This window comes from Onishia taeanensis, from assembly GCF_013349955.1.
GTDB classification, from domain to species: Bacteria; Pseudomonadota; Gammaproteobacteria; order Pseudomonadales; family Halomonadaceae; genus Onishia; species Onishia taeanensis_B.
This window is the reverse complement of the sequence record NZ_JABVXC010000002.1, coordinates 166,097-181,846: the sequence shown is the minus strand read 5'-3', so window position 1 is coordinate 181,846 and position 15,750 is coordinate 166,097. Positions and strand designations below refer to the sequence as shown.

Here is a 15,750-nt window from a genome sequence, read left to right as displayed (position 1 = left end):
AATGGAGCGTTCCCGAGGGCCATGGTTGGGTCTGATTCTGTTCATCGTGCTGCTGGTGGCCGGTGGTCGCGTGATGTGGCTGTGGCTGGACCGTCCCATTGAGCGAGTATCGATCCGTGGCGAACTCGAGCACGTCAACGCCGATTACCTGCGAGACCAACTGGCGCCGCTGGTCGAAGGGCAGTCGTGGCTGGCACTTGATCTCGGCGAGCTGCGCCAGCGAGTGCGTGATATAGGCTGGCTCGACGAGGTGAGGGTGTCGCGTCGCTGGCCTGATGCCCTGACCCTGGAGCTCTTCGAGCAGGAGCCGGTGGCACGCTGGCATGACGATGAACTGCTCAACCCCCGCGGCGAGCCCTTCGCTTTCGGTTCGGTGCCCCCCCCCAAGGGACTGCCCGACTTGGCCGGGCCGGATGGAAGTGGAGCAGAAGTCCTTGCCTATTATGATCGTTTGCGGCAACAGCTCGCGACGCTGGGCGTCGATATTCGTCAGCTGCGCCTCGAGCCTCGAGGGGCCTGGCGGATGCAGTTTGGTAGCGGTGTCTGGATCATGCTCGGCCGTAGCGATCGGGAGGCCCGGCTGGCACGACTCGAGTCCGCTTGGCGGCGTCAATTGGGCAGTGAAGCGTCGCAAATTCGCTACATCGACCTGCGATACCCCAACGGCGTAGCGGTTGCCTGGCATGGCGAGACCGCTCCCGTCGAGCCGTGAAGATTTAATGAGGGCAGACACCTTTTTTCGGTGCAGCTCCCGCCAGCTGGGAGTTCAAGGTGTTTCTTTCCGTGAAAAAACCGCTTATTGTGTGGCATGTTTTTATGCTGGGGTGGTGAAAGTGGGGTAGTTGTTCCTATAATTGCCTCAATGTAACTTTTTTGCAGATTCACGGATGATCATCCGGACAGTTTCTAGGAGTATTCCCGACCCATGGCAGGACATTCCAACGCTTCCAATATGGTAGTCGGGCTGGATATCGGAACATCCAAGGTGGTGGCGATCGTCGGTCAGCCCAGCGACGATGGCGGCATCGAAATTGCCGGCATCGGTTCGCATCCCTCTCGGGGGATGAAGAAGGGCGTGGTGATCAATATCGAATCGACCGTTCAATCGATTCAACGGGCCGTCGAGGAAGCCGAGTTAATGGCCGGCTGCGACATTCATTCGGTTTATGTCGGCATTGCCGGTAGCCATATCAGTTCGATGAACTCCGATGGCGTGGTCGCCATCAAGGACCGTGAAGTGTCTTCTTCCGACATCGAGCGAGTGATTGACTCAGCTCGGGCAAGGGCGATATCCGAAGGTCAGCGTGTGCTGCACGTGTTACCTCAGGAATTCGCTATCGATACCCAGGAGGGAATTCGCGAGCCGCTGGGGATGTCGGGTGTGCGTCTGGAGGCGCGGGTACATTTGGTGACGGCGGCGCTCAATGCCGTCCAGAATATCGAGAAATGCGTGCGTCGCTGCGGCCTCGAAGTCGATGCGATCATTCTGGAGCAGCTGGCATCGAGTCATGCGGTACTCACCGAAGATGAGCGTGAGCTGGGTGTCTGCATGGTCGATATCGGCGGTGGAACCACCGATATAGCGGTCTTCACCGAGGGGGCGATTCGGCATACGGCGGTCATTCCCATTGCCGGTGATCAGGTCACCAATGATATCGCCATGGCGTTGCGTACGCCGACCCAGTACGCCGAAAACATCAAGGTCAAGTATGCCTGCGCGCTGACTCAGCTGGCCGCAAGCGATGAAATGATCAAGGTGCCAAGCGTCGGCGACCGCCCAGCACGTGACCTGTCGCGACAGGCACTGGCCGAGGTGGTGGAGCCGCGCTATGAGGAGCTGTTTACGCTAGTCCGAGAAGAGCTGCGCCGCAGTGGATTCGAAGACCTGGTCGCGGCTGGGGTGGTGCTGACGGGTGGGACATCACGCATGGAAGGCGTGGTGGAGCTTGCCGAAGAGATCTTCCACATGCCTGTGCGTATCGCTTGCCCCCAAAACGTGCGAGGGCTCGCCGATGTGGTGCGCAACCCGATTTATTCGACAGGAGTCGGTTTGCTACATTACGGCATGCGTGATGCCAGGCAGGGGCAGGGCCGGGTCGTTTCGGCGCAGCCGAAGAGGGAGGACGTCTCCCGGGGATTCAAGGAAGCGATGCCGGCTCTAGAGAGAATCAAGGGCTGGTTCAAAGGAAATTTCTGACACGGACCGCATGCGGTCCAGGAGACGGGGCATATGTTCGAACTGGTTGATAACGCACCTTCAAGCAGTGCGGTCATCAAGGTGGTCGGTGTTGGTGGCGGCGGTGGCAATGCCGTCAATCACATGGTCGAGAGCAACATCGAGGGCGTGGAGTTCATCTGTGCCAATACCGATGCTCAGGCCCTCAAGCGAGTGGCCGCCAAGACCGTTCTCCAGCTGGGTAGCGAGATCACCAAGGGGCTTGGTGCGGGTGCCAATCCCGAGGTGGGTCGCCAAGCAGCAATGGAAGATCGTGAGCGGATCGCCGAACTGCTGGAAGGTGCCGACATGGTGTTCATCACCGCCGGCATGGGGGGTGGCACCGGTACCGGCGGTGCACCGGTGGTCGCTCAGGTGGCCAAGGAGCTTGGCATCCTGACCGTCGCCGTGGTGACGCGTCCGTTCCCCTTCGAGGGGCCCAAGCGCATGCGCGCGGCTGAGGAGGGCATGAAAGAGCTCTCCGAGCACGTCGACTCGCTGATCACCATTCCCAACGAGAAGCTGCTGTCGGTGCTTGGCAAGAGCGCCAGCCTGCTGACCGCTTTCAGCGCCGCCAATGACGTGCTGCTGGGCGCCGTTCAGGGGATCGCCGAGCTGATCACCAGCCCCGGTATCATCAACGTCGACTTTGCCGACGTGCGAACCGTGATGTCCGAGATGGGCATGGCGATGATGGGCACCGGTGGTGCTACCGGCGAGAACCGTGCGCGTGAGGCCGCAGAAAAGGCCATTCGTAGCCCGCTGCTCGAGGATATCGACCTGCACGGTGCCCGCGGTATTCTTGTCAACATCACGGCAGGTCCGGATCTGTCCATCGGCGAGTTCAACGACGTCGGTGCAACGGTTCAGGAGTTTGCTTCTCAGGATGCCACCATCGTGGTCGGAACTTCCATTGATATGGAAATGTCCGACGAGCTGCGTGTCACCGTGGTGGCGGCGGGTCTCGATGGTCGCGCACCCAAGGCAGCCTCCGCCCCGCGTGAAACGGCAGCCTCACGTCCTGAGGCCACCGATTATCGCACTCTGCAGCAGCAGCCTGCAGTGATGCGTCAGCAGGCCGCCAAGACGGCCGACCAGGAAGCCGCCAAGGCCCGCGCCGACCAGCGCAAGGCCAAGGATATGGATGACTACCTGGATATCCCGGCATTTCTGCGTCGTCAAGCCGATTGAGGCAATCTATTGTTGACATAGGGTTCGCCGGGGTGAGTTTTCTTTGTTGAAACATTCGTTCGATGGTATAGTGAACACTGTTTGATAACTACATATCACGGCTCGGCGATTGCCCATGATTAAGCAACGTACTCTCAAGAACACCATCCGCGCTACTGGCGTGGGTCTACATTCGGGCGAAAAGGTCTGTCTGACCCTGCGCCCGGCACCGGTCAATACCGGCGTCATCTTCGTTCGTACCGATCTCTCTCCCGAAGTGCAGATCCCGGCGAATGCCAACCTCGTGACCGACACTTCGCTGTGTACGTCCCTGTCTCAGGGTGACGTCAAGGTGGCGACGGTCGAGCACTTGATGTCTGCCTTTGCGGGCCTGGGGATCGACAACGTCTTCGTCGAACTGAGCGCTGGCGAAGTTCCGATCATGGACGGCAGTGCAGGTCCCTTCGTGTTCCTGATCCAGTCGGCAGGCATCGAAGAGCAGGCGGCGGCCAAGACCTTCATTCGCATCAAGCGCGAAGTGGTGGTCCGCGATGGTGACAAGGAAGCCATTTTCCTGCCCCATCACGGCTTTAAGGTTTCCTTCTCCATCGATTTCGACCATCCCGTGTCGGAGCTGCGCAACCAGACCGCGGTCGTGGACTTCTCCACCACTTCCTTCGTCAAGGAAGTGTCCCGCGCACGCACCTTTGGATTCATGCGTGACCTGGAATTCCTGCGCTCCCAGAACCTGGCGCTGGGCGGTAGCCTGGATAACGCCGTGGTGGTGGATGATTATCGCATCGTCAACGAGGGCGGCCTGCGTTACGACGACGAATTCGTCAAGCACAAGGTGCTGGACGCCATCGGTGACCTCTATCAGCTCGGTCACAGCTTGATCGGCGAGTTCCGCGGCGTGAAGTCCGGCCATGCGCTCAACAACCAGCTTTGTCGCGCCATGCTGGCGCAGACTGACGCCTGGGAGTTGGTGACCTTCGAGGATGCGCACCAGACTTCTCCGATCTCCTACGCGGCGCCGGCCATGGCCTGACGCCCGGGGCATGCGCCTCTTCGCCGAGTCGTCACTCTGGCAGGCAGGATAGCCATGGCTGACGTTATTGCTTGACGCCGTTTCCCTCTCGGGGAGCGGCGTTTTTTGTAGGTTTCTGGTACTCCGCGTTGCAAGTACCCCGCGTTCGCACGCCTGGCAGGGTGAGTCGTGAGCGACAGCTGGCAGGATAGCTCTTGCGGGCTAGGTCGAGACGAGATCGGTAGTGCGTGTTGCAAGACCGCCCGGGCCGGGCTAGCCCTGCCGAGCCATTCCTGCCGAGCCATTTCGGCTAGTCGTTTTTCGTGTCGTTATCCGTGGGCTTGTTATGGTCGTCGGCGTGAGAGGCCAGGCGCTGCAGGGCGCGTTTCAATCGTGGATCTTCGGTATCTTCGGCACAGCTGGCAATTTCTCCGGCGGCGCTGGTCGAAAGCCGCCGGCTATGGCGCGGCGGGGCCTTGGGAGGGCGTATCGGGCGGACCTTGAGCGTAAATCCCAGCACGGCCTCGAATTCCGGTCGTCGTTTCAGCAGCTCCAATAATCGAGGCTGTTCGTAGCGTAGCCAGGTGAGCCAGACCGCGCGATCGGTAATCAGGGTCAGCTTGCCGTCCCGGTAACCGCCCACGAACACGTGGTCGCGGACTTCTTCGGGAAGATGTTCGCGCAGTTCCTGCTGGGCCCGGTCAATCAGGCCGGCCATGCGCATCAGGCCGCCGAGTTTACCGCGGCCGCCGAGCAGCGACGTGACGGGCTGGGCGCGGAAACGCTTAACCTTTATACTCATGGGCTGCACTTTTGACGCCAATCGATAACCGGCAATTTATCATGCCCGCGAGACCTCCAACAGCATGAACGGCTCTACTAACGCTAGCCCAAGTCGGCCTGCCGATACGGCCTCGCGCCGTCGCACGCGCTGGTGGTTGGCAGGCTTGCTGGTGGGCTGCCTGTTGCCGGCGGGCCTGGTGCAGGCCGACGGCGTGCGCTTGGTCGAACGGGTGGTACATATCTGCTGGCTGGCGCCGGCGGTCATTCGCGCTGAAAGCCGTCGTCAGGCGAGCCAGCGTCGTTGGCGGCCGCTGCGCCGCTGGCGCCTTCAGTTGCCGCGTCGCCCGCTGCCACGTCATGTGGTACGGGTTCCCGCCGCCGCTCATGATGTGTTGACCCGTCGCGGCCCTCCTTGCCAAGTCGTCTGAGATGCCCGCCCGTTGGGTGGATAGTGGGTGCCAGTACCTGGCCAAGGTGCTAGGCCCGGATTCGGATACTTGGTAGAGAACGGACGTTTCATGATCAATAATTTATTGCGCAAAGTGGTCGGCTCCAAGAACGACCGCGAGGTCAAACGCTTTGGCAAGGTCGTTGCCAAGATCAATGGCATGGAGGCGCAGTTCGAGTCCCTCGGCGACGACGCCCTGCGCGCCAAGACCGGCGAGTTTCGCGAGCGTCTGGCGGCGGGGGAATCGCTCGACGCCCTGCTGCCCGAGGCCTTCGCCGTGGTGCGTGAGGCCAGCAAACGTGTCATGGGGATGCGCCATTTCGATGTCCAGATGATTGGCGGCCTGGCGCTGAACACCGGCCGTATTGCCGAGATGAAAACCGGCGAGGGTAAGACCCTGGTGGCCACCCTTGCCGTGTACCTGAATGCGCTGCCGGCCAAGGGCGTGCACGTGGTCACGGTCAACGACTATCTGGCACGCCGTGACGCCGAGTGGATGCGCCCGCTCTACGAAAGCCTGGATCTATCGGTGGGGTCGATCTATTCCGGCCAGAATTCCGATGAAAAGCGCCAGTCCTATGCCTGCGATATTACCTATGGCACCAACAACGAGTACGGCTTCGACTATCTGCGCGACAACATGGCCTTCTCACTGGAGGACAAGGTTCAGCGTGGGCTCCACTACGCCATCGTCGATGAGGTCGACTCCATCCTGATCGATGAGGCGCGCACGCCGCTGATCATCTCCGGCCCGGTGGAAGAAAATACCGAGCTCTACAAAGTGGTCGATCGCCTGGCAACTGACCTGGTGCGAGGCGAGCACAGCGAAGACGATGACGTGCCGCCGGAGGGCGACTTCATACTCGATGAAAAGCAGAAGCAGGTCGAGATCACCGAGGAAGGGCACCACAAGGTCGAGGCTCTGCTGCGCGGCGAAGGGCTGCTGGGTGAGGATGACTCCCTCTACGCTGCCCAGAACCTCAACCTGCTTCAACACATGCATTCGGCACTGCGGGCGCGACACCTCTACCAGCGCGACATCGACTACATCATCGATGACGGGCAGGTGGTGATCGTCGATGAACACACCGGGCGCAGCATGCCGGGCCGCCGCTGGTCCGAGGGTCTGCACCAGGCGGTCGAGGCCAAGGAAGGGGTGACCGTGCAGCGCGAGAGCCAGACCCTGGCCTCGACCACCTTCCAGAATTATTTCCGCCTCTACGACAAGCTTTCCGGCATGACCGGGACCGCCGATACCGAGGCCTTCGAATTCCGTCAGATCTATGGCCTGGATGTGATGGTGATTCCCACCAACCGGCCGTTGATCCGTCGTGACCAGAATGATCTGGTCTACATGACCGCCGAGGAGAAGTTCGAGGCAATCATCAAGGATGTGCAGGCAGAGACCGAGGCCGGCCGCCCGGTGCTGGTCGGTACCGCCTCCATCGAAACCTCGGAGTACCTGGCTGGGCTGATGCGCAAGGCCAATATGAGCTTCAACGTGCTCAACGCCAAGCAGCACCAGAGCGAGGCCCAGATCATTGCGCAGGCCGGCCGCCCCGGCGCGGTGACCATCGCCACCAACATGGCCGGTCGCGGTACCGACATCATGCTCGGTGGCAGCTGGGAGGCAGAGGTCGCCGAGCTCGACAGCCCCGATGAGGCCAAGATCGAAGCCATCAAGGCCGCCTGGCAGGAACGTCACGATGCCGTGCTGGCCGCCGGTGGCCTGCACGTTGTCGGTTCCGAGCGCCACGAGTCTCGGCGCATCGATAACCAGCTGCGCGGTCGCTCCGGTCGTCAGGGGGATCCGGGCTCGACGCGCTTCTTCCTGTCGCTGGAAGACAATCTGATGCGCCTGTTCGGCTCCGACCGGGTCCAGCGGCTGATGCAGGCGCTGGGGCTCGAGCGCGGTGAAGCCATCGAGCACAAGATGGTCTCCAATGCCGTCGAACGCGCCCAGAAGAAAGTCGAGGGGCGCAACTTCGATATCCGCAAGCAGTTGCTCGAATACGATGACGTGGCCAACGACCAGCGTCGCGTGATTTACGAGCAGCGCAACGACATCCTCGAGGCGGAAGATGTCTCCGAGAATGTGCTGGGCATTCGCGACGAGGTCCTGGGCGAGGCGATCAGCGACTTCGTGCCGCCCCAGAGCCTGCCCGAGCAGTGGGACCTCGCCGGACTGGAGGCCCACCTCAAGGCCGAGTTCAATCTCGATACTCCGGTGACCCAATGGTCTGCCGAGGATGCCCGCCTGAGCGAGGAGCAGTTGCGCGAGCGCCTGTATGAGGCGCATCGCAAGCTGTATGAGGAAAAGGTGGCCGCCGTCGGCGAGCCCCTGATGCGTCGCTTCGAGAAGCAGGTGATGCTGCAGGTGCTGGATACCCGTTGGAAGGAGCATCTCCAGTCGATGGATCATCTGCGTCGCGGTATCCATCTTCGCGGCTACGCCCAGAAGAATCCCAAGCAGGAATACAAGCGCGAAGCGTTCGAGCTTTTCCAGGGGCTTTTGAGCAACATCAAGGCCGATATCACGCGCATCCTGAGTCACGTCCAGGTGCGTCGCCAGGAAGAGGTCGAGGAGCTTGAACAGCAGCGCCGTGAGACGCTGGCTCGTGAGCAGGCCGGCGCCGCCAGCCGACGTGACGATGCCGCGGCGGGCACCGCCGAGGCGCCGGCCGAACAGTCGGCTGCTGAGGGTGGCGATGGTCGCCCGGTGCGCCGCGACGGGCCCAAGGTGGGGCGCAACGAACCCTGCCCCTGTGGGTCCGGCAAGAAGTACAAGCAGTGTCACGGCACGCTTAACTGATCGCTGTCGGCATCATCGCCGGCGGGAAACGCAACAGGGAGTAAATGCATGGCAGTGGGGGAAACGGTCTTTCCGCAGATGCCGGTGATCAAGGGCTTGCGTCTTGGCACCGCCAGTGCGGGTATCAAGAAACCGGGGCGTCGCGATCTGGTAGTGATCGATGTGCCGGAAGGGGCCAGCGTCGCCGGTACCTTCACCCGCAATGCGTTTTGTGCGGCGCCGGTTCAGGTGGCCAAGCGTCATCTGTCGGCCCGCTGCGAGCGGGGCCTGGCCCCGCGCTACTTCGTGATCAATACCGGCAATGCCAATGCCGGAACCGGTGCCGCCGGCATGCGTGATGCCCAGGCCAGCTGCGACGAGCTCGCAAGGTTGACCGGCGTCGAAGGCGAGTCGGTGTTGCCGTTCTCGACCGGTGTGATTGGCGAGCCAATGCCCATGGAGCGACTGCTGGGAGCCTTGCCCCAGGCCCTCGAGGCGCTTCGCGAAGATGGCTGGGAGGATGCGGCCGAGGGTATTCTGACCACCGATACCCGACCCAAGGGCGCGACCCGCTCGCTCACCATCGATGGTGAGACGGTCACCATCGCCGGCATCAGCAAAGGGTCGGGGATGATTCAGCCCAACATGGCCACCATGCTCGGGTTCGTGGCGACCGACGCCGCCATTCCCCAGCAGCGGCTCGAGGCCTTGTTGCGTGATGGCGTCAGTCGCTCCTTCAATTGCATCACCGTGGACAGTGATACCTCCACCAACGATGCCTGCATGCTGGTGGCTACCGGACAGGGCGCGACGCTTGAGAGCGACGAAGCGCTCGAGGCTTTTCGCGCCGCCCTCGATGAGGTGCTGGTCGAGCTTGCTCAGGCGATCATTCGCGATGGCGAGGGGGCAACCAAGTTTGTGACCCTCGACGTCGAAGGGGCCGCCTCACGTCAGGAAGCCCTGGACGTGGCCTTTACGGTCGCGCATTCGCCATTGGTCAAGACCGCGCTCTATGCCTCGGATGCCAACTGGGGGCGCATCTTGGCCGCGGTGGGGCGTGCCCCGGTGGCGGACTTCGATGTCGATCGAGTAGTGATCGACCTGGGCGATGTGCGTCTGGTCGAGCAGGGCGGACGCGCCGACGGCTATACGGAGGCCGCCGGCAGCGCCGTGATGGCGGGCGAGGAGATCCCTATCCGCATTCGACTGGGACGCGGAGAAGCCCAGGCCACCGTCTGGACCTCAGATCTGTCCCACGACTATGTCTCCATCAACGCCGACTACCGCAGCTAGGCCTGGCCTGTTGTTGCCGGGGTGCCCCTCAGGGGCCTCGGGTCGCGCGTTATTCATGTTTGAAAGGTAATACACACAATGGTCAAGAGAAGGGTACATGTGGCTGCCGCCGCCATCGTCAGCGAGGATACGACCCAGGTGTTGATCGCCCGGCGCCCCTCCAATGTCGATCAAGGCGGCCTGTGGGAGTTTCCCGGCGGCAAGCTCGCGCCCTATGAAACCGGCTTCGAGGCCCTGAAGCGCGAGCTGCATGAAGAGCTCGGCGTCGAGATTCAGCGTGCCCAGCCGTTGATCCGGGTCAATCACGAGTATCCCGACAAGCATATCCTGCTCGACGTCTGGCAGGTGCATGCCTTTGCTGGCGAGCCGTTCGGTCGTGAGGGGCAGGCCGTGCGCTGGGTCGACAAGAATGACCTGTTCAACTATCCCTTCCCGGCGGCCAACCTGCCGATCCTGCGGGCGGTGATCCTGCCCACAGAGTGCCTGATCACCGCCGAAGAGGACGATGAGGAAGTCTTCTTCACCAAGCTCGAGCGGGCGCTGGTCGAGGACAAGGTGCGTCTGGTTCAGCTGCGGGCCAAACGGTTGGACCGCGATGCCTATCTAGCGCGTGCCGAGGGCGCTCTGGCGCTGTGCCGTAAGCATGGGGCGCGCCTGTTGCTCAATGGCGAGCCTGAGCTTCTCGATGAGGTGGATGCCGATGGCATTCACCTGACCAGCGAGCGGCTGATGAGTCTCGAGCGCCGTCCGCTGGCCCAGGGCAAGTGGCAGTCTGCCTCGACCCACAACAGTGAGCAGCTGGAACAGGCCGGCCGAATTGGTTGTGATTTCGTGACGCTATCGCCGTTGCGCACCACGCCGACCCATCCGGATGCGGCACCGCTTGGCTGGCATGACTTCCAGCAATTGGTGGAGACGGCGGCGATGCCGGTCTTCGCGCTGGGGGGCATGACCCGCTTCGATGCCAATCATGCGCGAGCCGTGGGTGCCCAGGGGATCGCTTCCATCCGCGACTTCTGGAAGTAACCCCAGTCGGAAGCTTGAAGCTGGAAGCTGTAAGAAAACCCCCATGGACCTTGCCTGTGGGGGTTTCCTCATAGAGGGGGGTGATCCGGGCTTCGAGTGAGCGGCGCCGGGGTAGCCGCGTGCCCGTAGCCTTCGCCTAGTCGCGATAGCGGCGCGTCAGATCGCCGTAGGCATCGATGCGCCGGTCGCGCAGGAAGGGCCAGATACGCCGGGTGTCCTCGGCACGGCGCATGTCGACCTCGGCCAGCAGCCGCTGGCTGTCCTCGCCGGCATGGGCCAGCAGTTCTCCCTGAGGGCCGCAGACGAAGCTGCCCCCCCAGAAGTCGATGCCATCGCTGGCGCCGCTGTGATCGGGTTCATGGCCGACCCGGTTGGCGACCACCACCGGGAGACCGTTGGCAACGCCATGGGCGCGCTGGATGAGCGTCCAGGCGTCCTTCTGGCGGGTTTTCTCGGCGTCGTCGTCGGCGGGCGTCCAGCCGATGGCGGTGGGATAGAGCAGCAGCTCGGCGCCGGCCAGGGCCATCAGGCGGGCCGCCTCCGGGTACCACTGGTCCCAACATACCAGCAGGCCCAGGCGCCCCACCGAGGTGTCGATGGGCGCAAAGCCACCCAGCCTGTCTCCGGCGGCGACGCCCTCGGCGTCTCCCGGGGTGAAGTAGAATTTCTCGTAAAACCCGGGGTCGTCGGGAATATGCATCTTGCGGTAGTGGCCGACGGCGCCCTGGGCCCGGTCATAGACCACGGCGGTGTTGTGATAGAGCCCGGCGGCTCGGCGCTCGAACAGCGAGCCGACCAGCACGATATCGAGTTCGGCGGCCAGTGCCGCCAGCCGGCTGCCGGTCGGGCCGTCAAGCGGCTCGGCCAGGTCGAATACCGCCGGGTCCTCGTACTGACAAAAATAGTGGCTGGCATGCAGCTCCTGGAGCAGCACCAGCTCGGCGCCCTGAGCCGCGAGTTCGCGGACACCCGCTTCGCTCTCATCGAGGCTTTTTACCTTGTCGGGCCAGGCGCGCTGTTGGACCAGGCCAACGGTTAGGGTCTGGGACATGCGATCACTCCTGAACGTCAGCGGCTGCGTCGCTGTTAGCATCGTTGTCAGCATCGTTGTCAGCGTCGTGGCTGGCGGCGCTGGCAAGGTGAGAGGCGGCCAGGCTGCCCTTGGGCAACTGCATGGTCAGACAATGCAGGCTGCCGTGCTGGCGGATGGCTTCACGACAGTCGATGGGCACCAGGTCGCGGTCGGGGAAGGCGCTGGCCAATGCGTCAAGCGCGGTGCTGTCCGCCGCATCGCCATAGACCGGCACCAGCACGGCACCATTGATGATCAAGAAGTTGGCATAGGTGGCCGGCAGGCGGTGACCGTCTTCTGGATCGAAGCAGGGCCTTGGCCAAGGCAGCGGGATCAGTCGGTAGGGCGTACCGTCGGCCTGGCGCAGCGCCTTGAGCTCATCTTGCATGGCGCAAAGCGCCGCATAGTGCGCATCATCGGGGTCATCACAGCGCACATAGGCGATGGTCTGCGGGTCGCAGAAACGCGCCAGGGTATCGACATGGCTGTCGGTGTCATCGCCTTCCAGATGCCCGTGTGCGAGCCACAGCACTCGGGTGACGCCGAAGTCCTCGGCGAGCCGGGCCTCGATCGCCGCCCTGTCCAGGCTTGGGTTGCGGTTCTGGTTGAGCAGGCAGGCCTCGGTGGTCAGCAGCGTGCCTTCGCCATCGCTCTCGATGGCACCGCCTTCCAGTACCAGGGTGCGGGATTCTAGCGGGGCGGCGAAGACACCCTGAGCGGCCAGTGACCGGTTCAGAGCATCGTCTCGGGCGGCGGGAAACTTGCCGCCCCATCCGGTGAAGCGGTAGTCGAGCAGGGTCAGGCGGCCATCGCGCTCGATCCCTATCGGCCCGTGGTCCCGGGCCCAGCTGTCATCGCTTGGCACCACGCAGAACCTGAGCCTTGGCGCGGGGACACCGAGGTGGGCAAAGGTGTCCGTCAGCCGTGCCCGGGTCGCGGTATCGGCGACGCTGATCAGCACGCGCTGGTAGCGGGCGATGGCCGTGACCATGCGCTCAAGTGTGGCTTCGATGCGCGACAGCATGGGAGCCCAGTCGCTGTCGGCACCCGGCCAAGTCAGTTGCACGGCATCTTGTGGGTGCCATTCGGGGAACAAGCGGTTAGCCATCGCAGTCTTCTCACGGGTATGCTCATCGGGGCCTTGCCCCGGGGACGGCGCAATGTAGGGTGGGCGCTGCCGGGATGCAAGGGATCCTCTCGGGATAATCGCCTTGCTCCGCGCGCCACGCATGCGTCGCCAGGCAAAAAACCGTACCATGAGCGCCCGCTGACAAGGAACCGATCGCGATGCTCGACCGTCTGCCATTTATGCTTGGACTGCGCTACGTGCGTGCCAAGCGACGCAATCACTTTATTTCCTTCATTTCCCTGACCTCGATGCTGGGGTTGATGCTCGGCGTCGCCGTGCTGATCCTGGTGCTGTCGGTGATGAACGGCTTCGATCACGAACTGCGATCCCGGGTGCTGGGCATGGTGCCCCATACCCGCATCGAGGCGCCCTCAGGGATGACCGACTGGCAGCCGCTGGCTGACCGGCTAATGCAGCGCGAGCGAGTGATCGGCGCCGCACCCTTCGTGCAGCAGCAGGGCATGTTTTCGATCGGCGGGCGCAATGAGGGCGCCATGGTCAATGGCATCGAGCCACAGGCCGAGGCCAAGGTGTCGATCATCGATGAGAATATGGTGCAGGGGAGCCTCGGCGACCTGAAAGCCGGAGAATGGAAGGTCGTGCTCGGTGAGCTGCTGGCCAGGCGGCTGGGCGTCGGGGTCGGTGACCGCGTTACCCTGCTGGTACCCGAGGCCTCGATCACCCCGGGCGGGGTCTTCCCGCGTCTGAAGCGCTTCACCGTGAGCGGGATCTTCAGCGTCGGGGCCGACCTGGACGCCAGTCTGGCCTATGCGCATATCGCCGACATGCAGACCCTGGCGAGGATGGGCGATGCCGTCGGAGGACTGCGGCTGGAGTTCGATGACCTCTTCGCCGCTCATGGCGAGACGCGCAAGATCATCGATGAGCTGGGGCCAGGCTATCGCGGTATCGATTGGACCCAGACCCACGGCAACCTCTTCCAGGCGATCCAGATGGAGAAACGCATGATCGGCCTGCTGCTGACCGTGATCGTCGCCGTCGCTGCCTTCAATATCGTGTCGACCCTGGTCATGGTGGTCACTGACAAGAAAGCGGATATCGCCATTCTGCGCACCATCGGTGCGACGCCTGGCTCGATCATGGGTATCTTCATCGTCCAGGGGCTGGCGATTGGCATCATCGGCATCCTGATCGGGCTAGGCGTCGGGGTGACACTAGCGCTGACGATTGCCGACCTGATCGCTTGGTTCGAGTCGGCCACTGGCATCCATTTCCTGGACGCCAACGTCTACTTCATCAGCTATCTGCCGTCTCGCCTGGAGTGGTCCGATGTGGGCGTGATTACCTCGGCGGCCTTTGTGTTGACCTTTCTGTCTACCCTGTATCCGGCCTGGCGTGCCTCGCGCATCCAGCCGGCTGATGTGCTGCGCTACGAATGAGGCCCTCGATGAGCAAGGAGACAATCATGACCGAGGAGCACGCCTCCCCCAAGGCTGGCCAGGTGCTGCTTGAATGCCAGGGACTGACGCGGACCTATCATGAAGGCCCCCAGGACGTGACGGTACTCGAGAATTTGGACCTCGAGGTGTGCGCCGGGGAGCGGGTGGCCGTGGTGGGCAGTTCCGGTTCGGGCAAGACGACGCTGCTTAACCTGCTGGGCGGCCTGGATCGGCCCAGCGCTGGCTCCGTCAAGGTGGCGGGGCAGTCTCTGGCCGTGCTGGGAGAAAGCCAGCTGGGGCGCTTTCGAAACCGCCATATCGGCTTCGTCTACCAGTTCCACCATTTGTTAGCCGAGCTGACTGCCCTGGAAAACGCGGCGCTGCCGCTGATCGTGCGTGGGCAATCCCGTAAGCAGGCCTGCCAGCGTGCCGCACAGATCCTCGAGCATGTCGGCATGGCCAAGCGGAGCGATCACAAACCCGGTGAGCTCTCCGGCGGTGAGCGTCAACGGGTGGCAATCGCCCGGGCATTGATTACTGATCCCAGCCTGGTGCTCATGGATGAACCTACCGGCAACCTTGACAAGACCACCGCTGCGAGCATCCTTGCGATGATGGACGAGCTTGCCAAGACGACTGCCTGTGCCTTCGTGGTGGTGACCCATGACACCGACCTCGCCGCCCACCAGGACCGGGTGATGAAGCTGGATGACGGCCGGTTGACAGTGGACAGCTAAAGCGGGATGAAGATATGAAGATGGTTGGGCCTGGAGCGCTACCCTTGGCTATTCAGGCCTGACCATCCAGCACCCAGGCTTCGTTTCGTAGTCGTGATCAGCTGTCGCTACTGCGGGCTTTGCCGGCCAGCGCGGCGCGCAGGCGGCGCTCCTTGCGGCGTCGCCGCCAGCTGCGTGAGACCTGCCAGCGCCAGATCAAGCGGATGCCGGCGTTGGCGGCGAGGCCGGCGACCACCGCCGCGACCAGCGAGCCCAGCGCCAAAGCCGGCAGGATATCGACCAGTTGTTCGGCTACCCACTGCGTCGATAGGGTGTCGGGTGCTGCCCTGGGCGGCGTGGCCAGTAGCCAGGCGCCTAGCCGATAGTTGCCGTAGAAGATGATCGGCATGGTCAAGGGATTGGTGATCCATACCAGCCCGATAGAGAGCGGCAGATTGCAGCGCAGTAGGCAGGCGCCGCCCGCGGCCAAGACCATCTGAAAGGGAATTGGCAACAGGGCGCAGAACACGCCGATCATGAAGGCATTGGCTACCGTGCGGCGCGACAGCATCCATAGTGAGGCATCGCCGATCAAATGGCGCATGAAGCGCAGCGAGCGATTACCCTTGAGGGCATCGGGGTGGGGCATGTAGCGCTGTAGGAAGCGGCGCGGCATGGCA

General features: G+C 62.9%; 14 protein-coding genes. 10 read left to right on the top strand and 4 right to left on the bottom strand.

Translation table 11 applies throughout. The annotated features are described in order from the left end of the window. The first annotated feature begins 1 nt into the window (after position 1). The 4 genes from HUS66_RS03615 to lpxC all read left to right on the top strand — a co-directional run bounded on the left by HUS66_RS03615 (position 2) and on the right by lpxC (position 4,433). Positions 2 to 712 (top strand): cell division protein FtsQ/DivIB, encoded by a 711-nt coding sequence (locus tag HUS66_RS03615; protein ID WP_175069601.1) that lies wholly within the window; start codon positions 2 to 4, stop codon positions 710 to 712. 213 nt (positions 713 to 925) lie between these two features. Continuing rightward, on the top strand, positions 926 to 2,197 hold the full coding sequence (ftsA, locus tag HUS66_RS03610) for a cell division protein FtsA (protein WP_175069600.1): 1,272 nt from the start codon (positions 926 to 928) through the stop codon (positions 2,195 to 2,197). Positions 2,198 to 2,230: 33 nt separating this feature from the next. Further along, positions 2,231 to 3,406, top strand: a complete 1,176-nt coding sequence (gene ftsZ / locus HUS66_RS03605) for a cell division protein FtsZ (RefSeq protein WP_175069599.1) — start codon at positions 2,231 to 2,233, stop codon at positions 3,404 to 3,406. Positions 3,407 to 3,521: 115 nt separating this feature from the next. Further along, the gene (gene lpxC / locus HUS66_RS03600; protein WP_175069598.1) at positions 3,522 to 4,433 is read left to right on the top strand and encodes a UDP-3-O-acyl-N-acetylglucosamine deacetylase; all 912 of its coding nucleotides are present in this window, start codon (positions 3,522 to 3,524) and stop codon (positions 4,431 to 4,433) included. A 289-nt stretch (positions 4,434 to 4,722) separates the two neighbouring features. Here the strand turns inward: lpxC and HUS66_RS03595 are convergent, their stop codons facing one another. Continuing rightward, positions 4,723 to 5,214, bottom strand: coding sequence for a DUF721 domain-containing protein (locus HUS66_RS03595; protein ID WP_175069597.1), 492 nt, complete (start codon positions 5,212 to 5,214; stop codon positions 4,723 to 4,725). 64 nt (positions 5,215 to 5,278) lie between these two features. Between HUS66_RS03595 and HUS66_RS03590 the strand changes: the two genes are divergently transcribed. From HUS66_RS03590 to HUS66_RS03575, 4 genes are all read left to right on the top strand, one after another. Beyond that, complete coding sequence (locus HUS66_RS03590) at positions 5,279 to 5,623, top strand: hypothetical protein (protein ID WP_175069596.1); 345 nt, start codon at positions 5,279 to 5,281, stop codon at positions 5,621 to 5,623. A gap of 90 nt (positions 5,624 to 5,713) precedes the next feature. Then, positions 5,714 to 8,455, top strand: a complete 2,742-nt coding sequence (gene secA, locus HUS66_RS03585; RefSeq protein ID WP_175069595.1) for a preprotein translocase subunit SecA — start codon at positions 5,714 to 5,716, stop codon at positions 8,453 to 8,455. 48 nt (positions 8,456 to 8,503) lie between these two features. Continuing rightward, on the top strand, positions 8,504 to 9,727 hold the full coding sequence (argJ, locus tag HUS66_RS03580) for a bifunctional glutamate N-acetyltransferase/amino-acid acetyltransferase ArgJ (RefSeq protein WP_175069594.1): 1,224 nt from the start codon (positions 8,504 to 8,506) through the stop codon (positions 9,725 to 9,727). Between the two features lie 78 nt (positions 9,728 to 9,805). Continuing rightward, the gene (locus HUS66_RS03575; RefSeq protein WP_175069593.1) at positions 9,806 to 10,753 is read left to right on the top strand and encodes a Nudix family hydrolase; all 948 of its coding nucleotides are present in this window, start codon (positions 9,806 to 9,808) and stop codon (positions 10,751 to 10,753) included. Between the two features lie 136 nt (positions 10,754 to 10,889). On the opposite strand, the gene HUS66_RS03570 is transcribed toward HUS66_RS03575, so the two are convergent. After that, on the bottom strand, positions 10,890 to 11,804 hold the full coding sequence (locus HUS66_RS03570; protein WP_175069592.1) for a carbon-nitrogen hydrolase: 915 nt from the start codon (positions 11,802 to 11,804) through the stop codon (positions 10,890 to 10,892). 4 nt (positions 11,805 to 11,808) lie between these two features. After that, entirely contained in the window at positions 11,809 to 12,933 is a 1,125-nt protein-coding gene (locus HUS66_RS03565) for an agmatine deiminase family protein (RefSeq protein WP_175069591.1), read from the bottom strand. Between the two features lie 179 nt (positions 12,934 to 13,112). On the opposite strand from HUS66_RS03565, the gene HUS66_RS03560 reads away from it, so the two are divergent. Next, positions 13,113 to 14,354, top strand: coding sequence for a lipoprotein-releasing ABC transporter permease subunit (locus HUS66_RS03560; protein ID WP_175069590.1), 1,242 nt, complete (start codon positions 13,113 to 13,115; stop codon positions 14,352 to 14,354). Between the two features lie 26 nt (positions 14,355 to 14,380). Next, positions 14,381 to 15,091, top strand: a complete 711-nt coding sequence (locus HUS66_RS03555) for an ABC transporter ATP-binding protein (protein ID WP_175069589.1) — start codon at positions 14,381 to 14,383, stop codon at positions 15,089 to 15,091. Between the two features lie 97 nt (positions 15,092 to 15,188). On the opposite strand, the gene HUS66_RS03550 is transcribed toward HUS66_RS03555, so the two are convergent. Continuing rightward, positions 15,189 to 15,746 (bottom strand): DUF2062 domain-containing protein, encoded by a 558-nt coding sequence (locus HUS66_RS03550; protein WP_175069588.1) that lies wholly within the window; start codon positions 15,744 to 15,746, stop codon positions 15,189 to 15,191. Positions 15,747 to 15,750 lie beyond the last annotated feature (4 nt).